13 protein-coding genes are annotated in these 15,251 nt (G+C 61.0%); 10 read left to right on the forward strand and 3 right to left on the reverse strand.

Going from position 1 to position 15,251, the window contains the following annotated elements; translation table 11 throughout:
* Window positions 1-41: 41 nt before the first annotated feature.
* Window positions 42-620: an NYN domain-containing protein gene (locus tag IB238_RS03075; RefSeq protein WP_192243452.1), complete on the reverse strand. Its 579-nt coding sequence runs from the start codon at window positions 618-620 to the stop codon at window positions 42-44.
* Window positions 621-950: 330 nt separating this feature from the next.
* On the opposite strand from IB238_RS03075, the gene rpoZ reads away from it, so the two are divergent.
* The 8 genes from rpoZ to era all read left to right on the forward strand — a co-directional run bounded on the left by rpoZ (window position 951) and on the right by era (window position 7,929).
* Entirely contained in the window at window positions 951-1,355 is a 405-nt protein-coding gene (gene rpoZ, locus IB238_RS03080) for a DNA-directed RNA polymerase subunit omega (RefSeq protein WP_192243454.1), read from the forward strand.
* A gap of 190 nt (window positions 1,356-1,545) precedes the next feature.
* Window positions 1,546-3,777: a bifunctional (p)ppGpp synthetase/guanosine-3',5'-bis(diphosphate) 3'-pyrophosphohydrolase gene (locus IB238_RS03085; protein ID WP_192243456.1), complete on the forward strand. Its 2,232-nt coding sequence runs from the start codon at window positions 1,546-1,548 to the stop codon at window positions 3,775-3,777.
* 184 nt (window positions 3,778-3,961) lie between these two features.
* On the forward strand, window positions 3,962-4,114 hold the full coding sequence (locus IB238_RS03090) for a DUF3563 family protein (RefSeq protein WP_192243458.1): 153 nt from the start codon (window positions 3,962-3,964) through the stop codon (window positions 4,112-4,114).
* Between the two features lie 160 nt (window positions 4,115-4,274).
* Complete coding sequence (locus IB238_RS03095; protein WP_192243460.1) at window positions 4,275-4,847, forward strand: DUF2062 domain-containing protein; 573 nt, start codon at window positions 4,275-4,277, stop codon at window positions 4,845-4,847.
* A gap of 48 nt (window positions 4,848-4,895) precedes the next feature.
* Window positions 4,896-5,306 (forward strand): holo-ACP synthase, encoded by a 411-nt coding sequence (gene acpS, locus IB238_RS03100; RefSeq protein ID WP_192243462.1) that lies wholly within the window; start codon window positions 4,896-4,898, stop codon window positions 5,304-5,306.
* Between the two features lie 102 nt (window positions 5,307-5,408).
* Entirely contained in the window at window positions 5,409-6,152 is a 744-nt protein-coding gene (gene lepB / locus IB238_RS03105; protein WP_192243464.1) for a signal peptidase I, read from the forward strand.
* Window positions 6,149-6,862, forward strand: coding sequence for a ribonuclease III (gene rnc / locus IB238_RS03110; RefSeq protein WP_192243466.1), 714 nt, complete (start codon window positions 6,149-6,151; stop codon window positions 6,860-6,862). The genes lepB and rnc overlap by 4 nt, the downstream gene beginning before the upstream one ends.
* Before the next feature lie 131 nt (window positions 6,863-6,993).
* Window positions 6,994-7,929 carry a GTPase Era gene (era, locus tag IB238_RS03115; RefSeq protein ID WP_192243468.1) on the forward strand — a complete coding sequence of 312 codons (936 nt, stop codon included), beginning with the start codon at window positions 6,994-6,996 and terminating at the stop codon, window positions 7,927-7,929.
* Between the two features lie 10 nt (window positions 7,930-7,939).
* Here the strand turns inward: era and IB238_RS03120 are convergent, their stop codons facing one another.
* Complete coding sequence (locus IB238_RS03120) at window positions 7,940-10,312, reverse strand: bifunctional diguanylate cyclase/phosphodiesterase (protein WP_192243470.1); 2,373 nt, start codon at window positions 10,310-10,312, stop codon at window positions 7,940-7,942.
* Window positions 10,299-11,351, reverse strand: coding sequence for a spermidine/putrescine ABC transporter substrate-binding protein (locus IB238_RS03125; RefSeq protein ID WP_192243472.1), 1,053 nt, complete (start codon window positions 11,349-11,351; stop codon window positions 10,299-10,301). Before IB238_RS03125 ends, IB238_RS03120 begins: the two co-directional genes overlap by 14 nt.
* A gap of 159 nt (window positions 11,352-11,510) precedes the next feature.
* Here IB238_RS03125 and IB238_RS03130 point away from each other — a divergent pair, with 159 nt between their 5' ends.
* Together IB238_RS03130 and IB238_RS03135 are read left to right on the forward strand one after the other, a co-directional pair.
* Window positions 11,511-12,758, forward strand: a complete 1,248-nt coding sequence (locus IB238_RS03130) for a cyclopropane-fatty-acyl-phospholipid synthase family protein (RefSeq protein WP_192243474.1) — start codon at window positions 11,511-11,513, stop codon at window positions 12,756-12,758.
* Between the two features lie 149 nt (window positions 12,759-12,907).
* Window positions 12,908-15,208, forward strand: coding sequence for a Tex family protein (locus IB238_RS03135; RefSeq protein ID WP_192243476.1), 2,301 nt, complete (start codon window positions 12,908-12,910; stop codon window positions 15,206-15,208).
* Window positions 15,209-15,251: the final 43 nt, after the last annotated feature.

The following is a 15,251-nucleotide window of genomic DNA, read 5'->3' on the forward strand; positions in this document are numbered from 1 at the left end:
GGTCGTTTCCGTCCCGGGATAAGTGCGGCTGACCGCTGTGTTCAGGTGGTCACCTCGTCCGCCGGGTGATCGGTCGCCCTTGCCGGACGCTCGGAAGGATCGCGGCCGATTTCCGCCTTCAACGTGACAAGGTCGATGAAGTAGTCGGCCTGACGGCGCAGGTCGTCTGCGATCATCGGCGGCTGCGTCGACAGCGTCGACACGACAGAGACCTTGCGACCCTTGCGTTGCAGGGCCTCCACCAGCGTGGTGAAGTCGCCGTCGCCGGAGAAGATCACCAGATGATCGACGGTCTCGGACTGCTCCATGGCGTCGATCGCAAGCTCGATGTCCATGTTGCCCTTGATCTTGCGGCGGCCGAGCGAGTCGGTGAACTCCTTGGCCGGCTTGGTCACGACCTTGTAGCCGTTGTAGTCGAGCCAATCGATCAGGGGACGGATCGAGGAGTATTCCTGATCCTCTATGAGCGCGGTGTAGTAGTAGGCGCGCAGCAAATAGCCGCGCTTCTGGAAGGCCTTTAACAGCTTGCGGTAGTCAATGTCGAAGCCGAGCGTGCGCGAAGCAGCGTAGAGATTGGCGCCGTCGATGAAGAGTGCGATCTTTTCGCGGGGATCAAACATTCAGCCGTATCCTTTTACCGAAAGCGCTTGAAAAATCTGGACGAGTCGGACGCGGTTAAGCATTTCCGGATCACAAACATTAAGAAGCGATCATATACGCGATTTAGGTCAGGGCCTAGAATTTTCCAAGCAAACGCAGGTTGAAAGCGGCGAATTTGTGATCGGATCGGCGTTTGCGTTGTGGAAGACGATTTGGGCCGCCCGTGGCGCCCTACGGCGCGTCGATTCCGGGCAGAGGCAGAGGAGCGGCTAAGGAAAAACTTGAATTTGCGGCCCATTGATTGTATCGGGCATGCAAACCCCGAAATTCTCGACCGCAAAGGACAGGCAATGGCCCGTGTCACAGTTGAAGACTGCATCGACAAGGTAGACAACCGCTTCGAGCTGGTTCTTCTCGCAAGCCACCGTGCGCGCCTCATCTCGCAGGGCGCTGCCATCACCGTCGATCGCGACAACGACAAGAACCCGGTCGTTGCGCTGCGCGAGATCGCCGACGAGACGCTCTCGCCGGGCGACCTCAAGGAAGACTTGATCCACTCGCTGCAGAAGCATGTCGAAGTGGACGAGCCGGAGCCCGATGCAGCTTCCATTGCTGCCGACGAAGCTGCCGGTTTCGTGGTCGCGGAAGACGAAGATGACCAGCCGGAGGTCGTCACCTTCGACCGCATGTCCGAGGAAGAACTGCTCGCCGGCATCGAGGGCCTTGTTCCCCCGGAGAAGAGCGACGACTATTGATGAAGGACTAGCCGTGTCTGGTCAGTGAAGTGCAGTGCGCCGTCCTTACGATCGGCGCACTTTTTCGTTGTAGGCGTATGATCGCGAATTTCAGTGTCGATTTTCGGATCGGATTGTGCGCAGATTCAAAATGTTACTGCGTCCTGAGCCTGTCCGGTCGGACGTGCGGCGCAGTAGGAGTGACAGCCGGATGATGCGCCAATATGAACTCGTCGAGCGGGTTCAGAAGTACAAGCCCGATGCGAACGAGGCCCTGCTGAACAAGGCCTACGTCTACGCCATGCAGAAACATGGCCAGCAGAAGCGGGCAAGCGGCGACCCCTATATCTCCCATCCGCTCGAGGTGGCGGCCATCCTGACGGATATGAAGCTCGACGAGTCGACCATCGCGGTCGCTCTCCTGCACGATACGATCGAGGATACGACGGCAACCCGCGCCGAGATCGACGAGCTCTTCGGTGAGGACATCGGCGCACTTGTCGAGGGCCTCACGAAGATCAAGAAGCTCGACCTCGTCACCAAGAAGGCCAAGCAGGCGGAAAACCTGCGCAAGCTCTTGCTGGCGATCTCCGACGACGTGCGCGTGCTGCTCGTCAAGCTTGCCGACCGCCTCCACAACATGCGCACGCTCGACCATATGTCGGCCGAGAAGAAGGCGCGCATTTCCGAGGAGACGATGGACATCTATGCGCCGCTCGCCGGCCGCATGGGCATGCAGGACATGCGCGAGGAACTGGAAGACCTCGCCTTCCGCCACATCAATCCCGAAGCCTACGAGACGGTCACCCGCCGGCTCGCGGAGATGTCGCAGCGCAACGAGGGCCTCATTCGCAAAATCGAGGCGGAGCTTGGCGAACTGCTGGTTGCCAACGGGCTGACGACGGCCGTCGTCAGGGGGCGGCAGAAGAAGCCCTATTCGGTGTTCCGCAAGATGCAGTCGAAGTCGCTCTCCTTCGAGCAGTTGTCGGACGTCTATGCCTTCCGCATCCTGGTCGACGACGCTCCCTCCTGCTATCGCGCGCTCGGCATCGTGCACACGCGCTGGCGTGTCGTGCCGGGGCGTTTCAAGGACTACATCTCGACGCCAAAGCAGAACGATTACCAGTCGATCCACACCACGATCATCGGCCCGTCGCGCCAGCGCATCGAGCTGCAGATCCGCACGAAGCGCATGCATGATATCGCCGAATACGGCATCGCCGCCCATGCGCTCTACAAGGACGGACATGTGAACGGCAACGGCAACGGCGACAAGAACGCGCTGCCGTCCAACGCCTATTCGATGCTGCGCCGTACGATCGAATCGCTGGCTGAAGGCGACAATCCCGAGGAATTCCTCGAACACACGAAGCTCGAACTGTTTCAGGACCAGGTGTTCTGCTTTACCCCCAAGGGGCAGCTGATCACGCTGCCGAGAGGCGCAACGCCGATCGATTTCGCCTATGCCGTCCACACGAACATCGGCGATACCTGTGTGGGCGCGAAGATCAACGGGCGCATTATGCCGCTCGTCACCCGCCTGAACAATGGCGATGAGGTCGAAATCATCCGCTCCGGCATCCAGGTGCCGCCACCGGCCTGGGAAGAGATCGTCGTCACCGGCAAGGCGCGTGCAGCGATCCGCAGGGCAACGCGCGCGGCTGTGCGCAAGCAATACTCCGGGCTCGGCTATCGCATTATCGAGCGCACCTTCGATCGGGCGGGCAAGACCTTCTCGCGCGACGCCCTGAAGCCGGTCCTGCATCGTCTCGGCCACAAGGAGGTCGAGGATGCGATCGCCGCGGTGGGCCGCGGAGAACTCTCCTCCCTCGATGTGCTGCGCGCGGTCTTTCCCGATCATCAGGACGAACGGGTGACCGTGAAACCCAACCAGGAGGAGGGTTGGTTTCCGATGCGCAGCGCCGCCGGCATGGTGTTCAAGCTGCCGGGCAAGTCGAAAGCGCAAGTCGATGCGGCGATGGGGGCAGGGCCGGAGGCGCTGCCCATCCGGGGGCTTTCCGGCAACGCCGAGGTGCATTTCTCAGAAGGCGGCGCAGTCCCCGGCGATCGCATCGTCGGCATTATGGAAAAGGACAAGGGCATCACGATCTATCCGATCCAGTCGCCGGCGCTGCAGAAATTCGATGACGAGCCGGAGCGCTGGATCGATGTCCGCTGGGACCTCGACGAGGCCAACAACACCCGCTTCATGGCGCGCATCCTGATCAATCAGTTGAACGAGCCCGGGTCGCTTGCGGAGGTGACGCAGGTGATCGCCACCGGCGACGTCAACATCCGTTCGATGTCGATGACGCGTGTGGCCGCCGACTTCACCGAGGTACAGATGGACCTTGAGGTGTGGGACCTTCGCCAGCTGAACCAGATCATCAGTCAGATCAAGGAACTGCACTGCGTTTCTACGGTGAACCGCGTGTTCGCGTAGTCCGCACGTGTGCTTTCTATGCAGAAATTGCGCATCCTTGCCAAAATAAATGCAGGGATGCCTAGGTTTTGATCTTTCGATATGCGCTCTGTGCATGTCTGGGATTTGTTACTAGCGCTGGTTGCTTCAGGTCGTTTTTCTTATCTCTTTGTTCGGGAGGGCAAAACCAAAAGGGGTTTAGCCAATGTTGAAGCAGCTCAAGAATTTCACGCGCGCCCTGCGCCTGCCGACTTCCGCCGACCGCGAGGTGGCATATCTCAACGGCGCAGTCGACCGCATCGATCTCGAATATCGCCAGCGGCAGATCGACCGCGGCCTGTTCCGCAAGTACTACTAAGGTCCGCGACTTTCGTGGCGCAGCAGCTTGCGTGCGCCACTCCTCGGCATGCATTGCGCGACAGCGAGTTCGTTTTCTCTGAAACGAGCGCGCGCCAGCATGCTGTAGTTGCGCATTTTCCGCGATTTCGATTTTCGCGGATATGCGCTATGTCAGGCCTATGTTGTTCCGACGCCGAAAACCGGCAACCTGGCGTGACCGGGTCCGTGAGTTCTTCTGGCCGCGAAAGGGCCTTAATCGACCGTTCCGTTACCTCGGAAAGCGGATCCTGAGGCTGTCCGCCTCACCGCACGCGGTTGCAATCGGCGTCGCCGCGGGCACATTGGCCGCCTTCACTCCCTTCCTGGGCTTGCATGTCGTCGTCGCGGTCGCGCTGGCCTATGCGCTGGCCGGCAACCTCGTGGCGGCAGCGCTTTCGACGGCCATCGCCAATCCGCTGACGCTTCCCTTCATCTGGGCCGGAACGTATGAGATGGGTGAACTAATGCTGGGGACCAATTCCAAAGACGGCGGCGCTCCCGTCGAGCTCGCGCATCTGTTCGACCCCCAAACCTTTCGCGATCTTTGGGGGCCGGTGCTGGAACCCATGCTCTTTGGCTCCCTCGCGCTCGGCTTGCCGGCGGCGATTGTAGCCTACGCCACGACACGCGTCGGTGTGGAGGTCTATCGGCGGCGGCGCCGAAAGCGTTTCGTTCGCCACCATGGGCAGGAAAGCTTGCCGCCGGCAGCCTGAGGGACGCTCACGATTGCGCCGCGGCAGATCTGAACTGGAGAGACGTGCATGATTATCGGTATCGGCAGCGACCTGATCGACATCCGGAGAGTGGAGAAGTCGCTTGAGCGCTTCGGCGAACGCTTCACGCACCGCTGCTTCACTGAAATCGAACGCAAAAAATCGGATGGCCGCAAAAACCGCGCAGCCTCCTATGCGAAGCGCTTCGCGGCCAAGGAGGCCTGTTCCAAGGCGCTCGGTACAGGGCTTGCGCAGGGCGTGTTCTGGAAGGACATGGGTGTCGTCAATCTGCCTGGCGGCAAGCCGACCATGCATCTCTCCGGCGGAGCAGGGGAGCGGCTGAAGGCGATGACGCCTGCCGGGCATGAAGCGCACATACACATCACCATTACCGACGACTTCCCGTTGGCCCAGGCATTCGTGATCATCGAAGCGCTGCCCCTCGCCGGCCGCCCCTGACGTGCGAAAGCTTGCCGTGCGTCATTTTTGCGGTCGCGATTTCAATTCGACCGAACATGCGCTAGAGAGGGCGCGGTCGTAGCACAAAAGGACAAAACAGGCGTGACAGAGAAGATCAAGAAGGCTGAAAGCGGCCTGTGGGAAAACGTCAAGGTCATCATACAGGCGCTCCTGCTCGCGGTCGTCATCCGAACCGTTCTGTTCCAGCCCTTCACGATTCCGTCGGGATCGATGATGCCGACGCTGCTTGTCGGCGACTATCTGTTCGTCAACAAGTTTTCCTACGGCTATTCCAAGTACTCGCTGCCGTTCTCGCCGGACCTGTTCTCCGGCCGCATCTTCGCAAGCGAGCCCGAGCGTGGCGACATTGCAGTTTTCCGCTTTCCGCCGAACCCGGACATCGACTACATCAAGCGCGTGATCGGTCTTCCGGGCGACCGCATTCAGGTCCGCGACAGCGTGCTGTACATCAATGATAAGCCGGTGCCGCGCCAGCCGAACGGCTTCTTCCGCGCTGACGACCAATATGACACCGGCGAGAACATTCCCGTTTTCCGCGAGACGCTGGACAACGACGTCTCCTTCGACACGCTCGACACCCGTATCGGCACGGTCGGCGACAATACCCGCGAGTTCATCGTTCCCGAAGGCCACTACTTCATGATGGGCGACAACCGGGACAATTCCGCGGACAGCCGTTTTGACGTCGGTTTCGTGCCCGCTGAGAATCTGATCGGCCGCGCCAGCCTGATCTTCTTTTCGCTCGGCAACGACACCGCCTTCCGTGAAGTCTGGAAGTGGCCGGCAAACCTGCGCTGGGATCGGCTCTTCAAGGTCGTCGAATGAAATCGGCGAAGCCGCTGAACGAGGAAAACCGCCTCCGCTTGGAGGCGGCGATCGGCTATGCCTTCACAAGCAAGGAGCGGCTTGACCGGGCGATTACCCACGCCAGTGCCCGGCCGGCCAAAGGCAGCAACTACGAGCGGCTTGAGTTCCTGGGTGACCGGGTGCTCGGCCTTTGCGTCGCCGAGCTGCTCTTTCAGACTTTTCGCGAAGCGAGCGAGGGTGAACTCTCGGTGCGTCTCAACCAACTGGTCAGCGCCGAGACCTGCGCCAAGGTTGCCGACGAACTCGGCCTGCACCAGTTCATTCGAACCGGTCAGGATGTCAAGAAATTGACCGGCAAGCCGATGTTGAACGTAAGGGCCGATGTGGTGGAGGCGCTGATCGGGGCAATCTATCTTGACGGCGGCCTGGAAGCGGCGAGGGGCTTCATCCTGCGCAACTGGCAGAACCGGGCGAAAGCAGAGCATGGTGGCCGGCGCGACGCCAAGACCGAACTGCAGGAGTGGGCGCATGCCAACTTCGCCACGACGCCAGTCTACCGCATAGACGGACGCTCCGGCCCGGATCACGATCCCCGTTTCACGGTCACGGTGGAGATCGCAGGCGTGATGCCGGCAACCGGTACCGAGCGCTCCAAGCGGGCGGCCGAGCAGGTGGCGGCGCAGAATGTCCTGGAGCGAGAAGGTATTTGGCGGAAGACCGATATTTGAGCCAACCGCGCCGCGCGCCCTGAAAGTAGACGGCGCGGGTTCGCGAAACAACTCCCGAAATGATTTGAGTGCGGCTGCGACCTGTGCGCATCATGCGACAGACAGTGAGCTGCAAGAGCAATGGAACGATCATGACAGAACAAGAACAAGAACACGACGTCGCCGACACCGGCAGCTCGACCCGTTCCGGCTTCGTGGCGCTGATCGGCGCGACCAATGCGGGGAAGTCGACGCTGGTCAACCGGCTGGTCGGCGCCAAAGTCTCGATCGTCAGCCACAAGGTGCAGACGACACGGGCGATCGTGCGCGGTATTGCCATCCACGATAACGCCCAGATCGTCTTCATGGATACGCCCGGTATTTTCAAGCCGCGCCGGAGGCTCGACCGCGCCATGGTCACGACCGCCTGGGGTGGCGCGAAGGACGCGGACCAGATCATGTTCCTGATCGACAGCGAGCGGGGCCTGAAGGGTGACGCGGAGAAGATTCTCGAAGCGCTGAAGGAAGTGCACCAGCCGAAAATCCTCGTGCTCAACAAGATCGACCGGGTCTCCCCGGAGGATCTGTTGAAGCTGGCGAAGGCTGCAAACGATGTCGTGCCATTCGAGCGGACTTTCATGATTTCGGCGTTGAACGGGTCCGGCTGCAAAGACGCGATGGATTATCTGGCGAAGGCGTTGCCGGAAGGTCCCTGGTACTATCCCGAGGACCAGATTTCCGACCTGCCGATGCGCCAGCTTGCTGCCGAGATTACCCGCGAAAAGCTGTTCCTGCGTTTGCACCAGGAGCTTCCCTATTCCTCGCACGTCGAGACGGAGAAGTGGGAGGAGCGCAAGGACGGGTCCGTCCGCATCGAGCAGGTGATCTATGTCGAGCGCGACAGCCAGAAGAAGATTGCACTCGGCAAGAACGGCGAGGCAATCAAGGCCATCTCCATGGCCTCGCGCAAGGAGCTGTCCGAGATCCTCGAACAGCCGGTGCACCTGTTTCTGTTCGTCAAGGTTCGCGAGAACTGGGGCGACGACCCGGAGCGTTTCCGGGAAATGGGCCTCGAATTCCCGCGATAGCCGTGACGCCTCAAGCGCCGCTCGCGGTCCTGGCGGCCGGTGATTGGCCAGCGGCCGCTTTCGCCTGTTTCATCAGCCGCTGCATCGCCCAGATGCCGAGATCCTCGGCCGTCAGTGGCTGGCTGATGAGATAACCCTGGTAGAGATCGCACCCGGCAGCTGCAAGTAGCGCCATCTTCTCCGTCGTATCGACACCTTCTGCCACGACCTGCATGTCCTGCGCGTGGCAGAGCGCGATCAGCGCGCGCAGTGTCGGGAGAGCGGCGCCATCCGTCAGGCTTTCGACCAGCACTCGGTCGAGCTTGATCGTCTCTGCCGGGTAATCGATGATCTGCTGGACAGATGTATAACCGGCGCCGAAATCGTCGATGGAAATGCGGAAACCCTTGGCCCGCAGGGCATCGATGTTGCGTTGCGACTGGTCGCCGAGCTTGACAGCGAACGTCTCCGTCAGTTCGATCTCGATCGAGCGAGCATCCACACCGTAATGCGCCAGGCCATCGCAGAAGCGGTCGGCGATCGATTTGGTGTAAAGCTCTGCCGACGATATGTTGATGCACATGATCGTTTCCGGCCCGAACAATTGCTTGATCTGCCGGCAGTTCGACATCGCCCGGTCGATCACCCAGGAGTCGATCTTGCTGAAGAGGCCGGTGGCTTCCGCGATCGGAATGAATTCGTCCGGTGTGACGCGCCCGAGCAGCGGCGAGGTCCAACGCAGAAGCGCCTCACAGGCCGTAACCTTTCCGTGGCCGTCGACGATCGGCATGTAGACGAGGTGCATTTCCTCGTCCGGATCAATTGTCCGGAGTTCATCCTCGATCCCGCGCCTTCGCGTGCGCGTCTCGTGAAGGGAGCGAGAATAGCGCGCCGAGGCGTTCTTGCCTTGGGCCTTGGCCTGGTACATCGCCGCATCCGCACTCGCCAGCAGCTCGGGCAGGCTGGCTGCATCCTCGGGAAAAGCAGCAATGCCGATGCTGGCCGTGACTGGGAAGGACTTATCCAGCATATCGAATCCATCGGAAAACAGCCCGAGGATCAGCGTTGAGATTTCGGTGACCGTGCCGTCGCCCGGCTGGGACTGCACCATGATCGCGAATTCATCGCCCGACAGGCGGGCGACGAGGGCCTCTGGCAAACCGCGCCGCTCGACCACCGCTTGGACGATCGTCTGTATCCGCGAAGCCAACGTCTTCAGGAGTTCGTCTCCCACTTTGTGGCCATGCTTGTCGTTGACGAACTTGAAATTGTCGACATCGATGAAAAGCAGTGTGCAACTGGCTTTCGAGGCACGCGCTTTATCGAGGATCTGTGTCGAGCGCACATTGAAATGTTCGCGATTGGAAATGGTCGTCAGCGTGTCAGTCCAGGAGGCCGACTTTACCAAGCCGAGCGATTCGACGGCATCGTCGTGCAACTGCTTCATGTTCGCCGAAAGCCGACCGATTTCGCCGGCCTCGTTGCTAAAGGCGATTTCGGTGCGCTCGCCCGACATGACTTCGGTCAGTTGCCGGTCGAGGCGGGCGATTGGGTTGGTGATGAAGCGACGGACGAGGAAGAGCACGATACCGATCGTAAACAGGCTGAGGCCAATCGCACCGAGCGCGAGCAGAAGCTTGAGATTGAGAAGCTTCTGGTTGAGATGGTTGGGCTGCGGCGTCAGCCGCGCATATAGCGACGGCCCCAGCTTTACCGTTGCGGAAAGGGCTCCATTTGCGCTGAGCGGGTGCGCCGATACTTCGATCTCGGCTGCGTATTCCTTCTCGAGCGTTTTCTTCATCTCAAGGAACGGGTTGGGGCGCACGGCCGTCTGGAGAAGGATCGATCCAGCCTTGGCGCTCGAGACGGGACGGTTGAGTGTCAGCGGGTCGAGAAATTCGGAATGAATGATAAGCGGATCGCCATCTTTGAGTTTGACGTAAGACCAGTTGGAGAGCTTGGGGCTGCTGATCAGCTTTTGTGCATGCTCGATCTGCGCTGTTGGAATCTCAGCGAAAGGATCTTCGCTGTTTTCATAGTAAAAATCGACTGATCCCGGCGGGCGGATGATCGCCATCGACACGAAGCGGGTAGGATCGTCGGACAGCGACGTAATGCTCTCCTGTATCCGCACACCGATTGCGTTGCTGCGATAGTTCTCGTCTGGCTCGTTGATGAAGTGGCGTACTGCGCTACCCTCGACCAGAGAATAGATCAGGCTCTTGTTCTGGGTCACGTCGTTCTGGAAGACGGCGCCGAGCAGGCCGAGTTGCTGCCATAGGCGTGCGCGCTCCAATCCCAAAATCGAGGCGCTCTGGCTCACGTAGAGGAGCGTGGCGGCTAGCACGTAACCGGCAAGGACAACGGGAAAAATCAGAATGAAAGCGCGCTTACCGAGAGTCACGGAACTGAACCAGGCTGCTGATGATGCGTCGGCGGGCTTGCACCGACGGAACGGTCAATTCCTCCTGATACTGGCTTTTTGCGAGTATCTCCGGCGCGGGATAAATTTCAGGATTGTCGCGAATGCTGGCCGGCAGGCGTGCGAGCGCCTCCCGGTTTGCGGTCGGCATATTTAAAAATTGTGCGTTACGCGCGGCGCTTGTCGCGCTTGCGATGTAGTTGAGCAGATCGAGAGCAAGCGCCTTGTGCGGCGACCGATCACTGACGGATAAGCAATCGAGCCAGGAGAGCGTGCCTTCCTTGGGTACGGAGAAGCGCCACAGTCCCTTTTTGTCGACCTTGTCATTCAATACGTGCTGATCGCCACTATAGCCGAGCGCCATCTTGACCTTGGGTCGCACCTCAGGATTCTGGATCGAGGTGATGATATAGTCGTAGGTCAGGACGAATGGTGCTTGCGCCTTCATCATCTGATAGGCGTCCTTAAGCGTTTCGTTGTCGTTGGCGTTGATCGATTTGCCAAGCAGTACCAGCGCCGGCACGAACGCTTCGTTATGATCCTGGTACATCGCAATGTGGTTTCGGAGCGCTTCCGCCGGTAGCATCAGGTCTGCCCACGACGCCGGCGGCGTGGTGAATGCGTCCGAGCGATAGAGAATGCCCATTGTTCCCCACAAATAGGGAACGCCATAGCCGCCGCAGCGGCTGATCCAGCTGTCGTCATATTCCTTAAGCGAAGGTACGTTTTCACTTGAAAGTGTAGACAGGATGCCGCGTCCACCGAAAAGTTTGGCGCCGTTTTCGCCGGTGACGACAAGGTCGACGTCGCTGTTGGGATCGGACAACACCTCGTCACGGGCGTCGCCGCTATCGTAGTAGGTTTGATGGACCTCCACTCCCGTTTTCGCCGTCCAATCCTTCAGGATTGCCTCGTCGATGTAGGATTCCCAGATCAGCAGGTTGAGGGTCTCGGCGCGAACCGCCATCGGGAACAGAAGCACAGTCAGCGACATCGTCGCTGATATCAATCTCGATCGCATGCCCCCGTTCCCCTTGTCATAGGTGCAGAAGAATAGGCGGTAGGAATTGATGAATTGTTACAGGAAAACCCAGCGTTGAGGCAAGGTTTGCAAAAACGCAGGTGTTGCGCTGGCAGTGTGGTTCGTTAGTTTGCTTGTGTTGGCCGCAAGGGGATCGATATGGAATTTCCCACGATGCTTGGTCGGGTAATCAGGAACGGTCAGTTACAGGTCGTCGATCCATCGGGCGGCCTCGCGCACTACGGAGACGGAACCGGTCCGGTATTGCGTCTTCGCCTGGCCGATGCCGCCGTTGGCCGCGAAATCGCAGCCGATCCGGCGCTGAAGCTCGGCGAGGCCTACATGGATGGGCGGCTGATTGTGGAGGAGGGGGACATCTTCGATCTACTCTCCCTTCTCAGGCGCAACGGCGTTCGTCGCGCTGCGACACTCGGCCTCAAGGCCAAAGGGCTGCTGAGGCTTCTCGCCTACCAGGTCAACGCCAGGGTGCCGGTCAATCGCAATCTCAGAAACGTGGCGCACCACTACGATCTCGATGCGCGCTTGTTCGACCTCTTTCTCGACCGCGACTGGCAATACTCCTGCGCCTACTTCGAGCCGCGCGACATTACCCTGGATGAGGCCCAGACGGCCAAGGAAAGGCACATCACCGCAAAGCTGCTCCTGAAGCCGGGGCAGAAGGTGCTCGAAGTCGGGTCCGGTTGGGGCGGGCTCGGCATGTACATGGCGGAAAGCTCCGGTGTCGACGTCACCGGCATCACCTTGAGCGAGGAACAGCTTGCCGTCTCCCGCGCCCGCGTTGCCGCGCGCGGCCTCTCCGATCGCGTCCGTTTCGAGTTGACGGACTACGTCGACGTCAAGGGTGAGTTCGACCGCATCGTTTCGGTCGGGATGTTCGAACATGTTGGTGTTGCCAATTACGGCAAGTTCTTCAACACGATGGCTCGGGTTTTGAAGAAGGAGGGCGTGATGGTCCTCCACTATATCGGTCGCGTGAAGCCCGCCTACACGATCAATCCCTGGATCGAGAAATACATCTTTCCGGGCGGCTACCTGCCGGCGCTCTCCGAGGTGCTGCCGGCCATCGAGCGCGCCGGCTTCCTCGTCAAGGACATCGAGATGCTGCCGATGCACTACGCGTGGACGCTGAGAGCCTGGCGCGAACGATTCGTCGCACGCTGGGACGACGCGGCCACACTCTATGACGAGCGCTTCTGCCGTATGTGGGAGTTCTACCTCGCGGCCATGGAAGCGGCGTTCCGGCACGACCGCCTGCCGATCATTCAGCTCCAGCTCGCCCGGCATCAGGATGCCGTGCCGTTTGCGCGCGACTACATCGGCGAGACCGAGGCTAAGCTGAGAGAATTCGAGGCGGCACGTCCGCCGCTCGCGCCGGTTCGCTACTGAGCCCCGCATGCCGCTCGATATGTTGTGGACTCCGCGCCGTGTGGCGGTTGGCGGGGGGCAGGGGCCGCACTATGGTCGCCGTCCGCCGATACGTTGCCTGGAACCCTCAGGGACCGAAGCCCATCGGCACGCGTGCATAGGAGACCAAGATGGCCGCAACACCGCTGAAAATCGCCAACATGATCGCCAGCGAGATCAAGGCAAGCACAGCTCAGGTGCAGGCGGCAGTGGGATTGCTGGACGAGGGTGCCACCGTGCCCTTCATCGCTCGCTATCGCAAGGAAGTCACCGGCGGGTTGGACGACACCCAGTTGCGTGTGCTCTCCGAGCGGCTCGCCTATCTTCGCGAACTGGAGGCGCGTCGCGCGTCCATCCTCGAATCGATCGCCGGGCAGGGCAAGCTCACCGACGAGCTCTCTGCCAAGATCGCCGGCGTCTCCACCAAGGCCGAACTGGAAGACATTTACCTGCCCTATAAGCCCAAGCGCCGTACCAAGGCCGAGATCGCCCGCGAGCGTGGCTTGGGTCCGCTCGCCGGGCAGATCCTCGCAGAGCGCGACAAGGTGCCGGCCGAGCTTGCGGCGAACTTCCTCTCCGCTGACGTGCCGGATGCCAAGGCTGCCCTCGAAGGTGCGCGAGACATCGTCGCCGAGCAGATCACCGAGAACGCCGACCTCTTGAAGCGGTTGCGCGACTACATGAAGGACAACGCCTTCCTGCGCTCGCGCGTGGTCGAGGGCAAGCAGGAGGCTGGCGCCAAGTTTTCCGACTATTTCGACCACAGCGAGCGCTGGTCGGGCGTGCCGAGCCACCGGGCACTCGCCATGCTGCGGGGCTGGAACGAGGAGTTCCTTTCTGTTGACATCATCGTTGACCAGGACAACACCGAAACGGTCAAGCCAGTCGAGCGCATCATCGCCTCGTTCTACGCGCTCGGTCAGAAGCCCGGCGACAAGTGGCTTGCGGACGTTATCGGCTGGACCTGGCGGGTTAAACTCTCCATGTCGCTGTCGCTCGACCTGATGCGCGAGATGCGCGAGCGCTCCGAGGAGGAGGCGATCCGCGTCTTCGCGCGCAACCTCAAGGACCTGCTGCTGGCAGCGCCCGCCGGTACCCGCGCCACCATGGGCCTCGATCCGGGCATCCGCACCGGTGTGAAGGTGGCGGTGGTCGACAACACCGGCAAGCTGCTGGAAACGACGACGGTCTATCCCTTCCCGCCGAAGAACGACATCCGCGGCACGCAGGCCGAACTGGCCTCTCTCATTCGCAAGCACAAGGTCGAACTGATCGCGATCGGCAACGGTACCGGCAGCCGCGAGACGGAGAAGCTGGTGGCGGACATGCTGGCCCAGCTTCCGGCGCCAAAGCCGACGAAGGTGATCGTCTCCGAGGCTGGCGCTTCCGTCTACTCGGCATCGGAGACGGCAGCATTGGAGTTCCCCGGCCTGGACGTGTCTCTGCGCGGCGCCGTCTCCATCGCCCGCCGATTGCAGGATCCGCTCGCCGAACTCGTCAAGATCGAGCCGAAGTCGATCGGCGTCGGCCAGTACCAGCACGATGTCGACCAGGGCAAGCTCTCCCGCTCGCTGGACGCGGTGGTCGAAGACGCGGTGAACGCCGTCGGCGTCGATCTCAATACCGCCTCCGCACCGCTGCTGGCGCGCGTTTCCGGTCTCGGAAAGTCATCGGCCGAAGCGATCGTCGCCCATCGCGATGCCAATGGCCCATTCGAAAGCCGCAAGGAACTCATGAAGGTCTCGCGGCTCGGCGCGCGCACCTTCGAGCAGTGCGCCGGTTTCTTGCGCATCCCGAATGGCAAGGAACCGCTCGATGCTTCCTCAGTGCATCCGGAAGCCTATGGGGTGGCGAAGAAGATCGTCGCCGCCTGCGGCCGCGACGTGCGGGCACTGATGGGCGACAGCGCCGCCTTGAAGCAGCTCGACCCGAAGGTGTTCGTCGACGAGCGCTTCGGCCTGCCGACGGTGAAGGACATTCTGAGCGAACTGGAGAAGCCCGGCCGCGACCCGCGCCCGGAGTTCAAGACGGCGACCTTTGCCGATGGGGTTGACGACATCAAGGACCTCAAGGTCGGCATGCTGCTGGAAGGCACGGTGACGAACGTCGCCGCTTTCGGCGCTTTCGTCGATATCGGCGTGCACCAGGACGGGCTCGTGCATGTCTCCCAGCTTGCCGACCGCTTCGTCAAGGATCCGCACGAGGTGGTCAAGGCGGGTGACGTCGTGAAGGTGCGGGTCACCGAGGTTGATGTTCCCCGCAAGCGCATCGCGCTGACCATGCGCAAGGACGGCGGCGGCGAGCAGCCTTCGCGCGGAGAGCGCCGTGACGCGCCGCGCGCCGGCAACAACCGCATGCCGCAGCAAAAGCCCCAGGCCCCGAGCCAGGGCGCCTTCGGCGCGGCACTCGCAGAGGCGTTGAAGCGGAAATAGGGCGCTCCCTGTTCTGCTTGTTGTCACAAAAACCGGTCGCAAC

The sequence above is a fragment of the Rhizobium sp. ARZ01 genome (assembly GCF_014851675.1).
Classification (GTDB): Bacteria; Pseudomonadota; Alphaproteobacteria; order Rhizobiales; family Rhizobiaceae; genus Mycoplana.

What these genes read in the sequence shown, in the direction of transcription:
- IB238_RS03075 (WP_192243452.1), bottom strand. Translation starts at nt 620, where the DNA reads ATGTTTGATCCCCGCGAAAAGATCGCACTCTTCATCGACGGCGCCAAT.
- rpoZ (WP_192243454.1), top strand. Translation starts at nt 951, where the DNA reads ATGGCCCGTGTCACAGTTGAAGACTGCATCGACAAGGTAGACAACCGC.
- IB238_RS03085 (WP_192243456.1), top strand. Translation starts at nt 1,546, where the DNA reads ATGATGCGCCAATATGAACTCGTCGAGCGGGTTCAGAAGTACAAGCCC.
- IB238_RS03090 (WP_192243458.1), top strand. Translation starts at nt 3,962, where the DNA reads ATGTTGAAGCAGCTCAAGAATTTCACGCGCGCCCTGCGCCTGCCGACT.
- IB238_RS03095 (WP_192243460.1), top strand. Translation starts at nt 4,275, where the DNA reads ATGTTGTTCCGACGCCGAAAACCGGCAACCTGGCGTGACCGGGTCCGT.
- acpS (WP_192243462.1), top strand. Translation starts at nt 4,896, where the DNA reads ATGATTATCGGTATCGGCAGCGACCTGATCGACATCCGGAGAGTGGAG.
- rnc (WP_192243466.1), top strand. Translation starts at nt 6,149, where the DNA reads ATGAAATCGGCGAAGCCGCTGAACGAGGAAAACCGCCTCCGCTTGGAG.
- era (WP_192243468.1), top strand. Translation starts at nt 6,994, where the DNA reads ATGACAGAACAAGAACAAGAACACGACGTCGCCGACACCGGCAGCTCG.
- IB238_RS03125 (WP_192243472.1), bottom strand. Translation starts at nt 11,351, where the DNA reads ATGCGATCGAGATTGATATCAGCGACGATGTCGCTGACTGTGCTTCTG.
- IB238_RS03130 (WP_192243474.1), top strand. Translation starts at nt 11,511, where the DNA reads ATGGAATTTCCCACGATGCTTGGTCGGGTAATCAGGAACGGTCAGTTA.
- IB238_RS03135 (WP_192243476.1), top strand. Translation starts at nt 12,908, where the DNA reads ATGGCCGCAACACCGCTGAAAATCGCCAACATGATCGCCAGCGAGATC.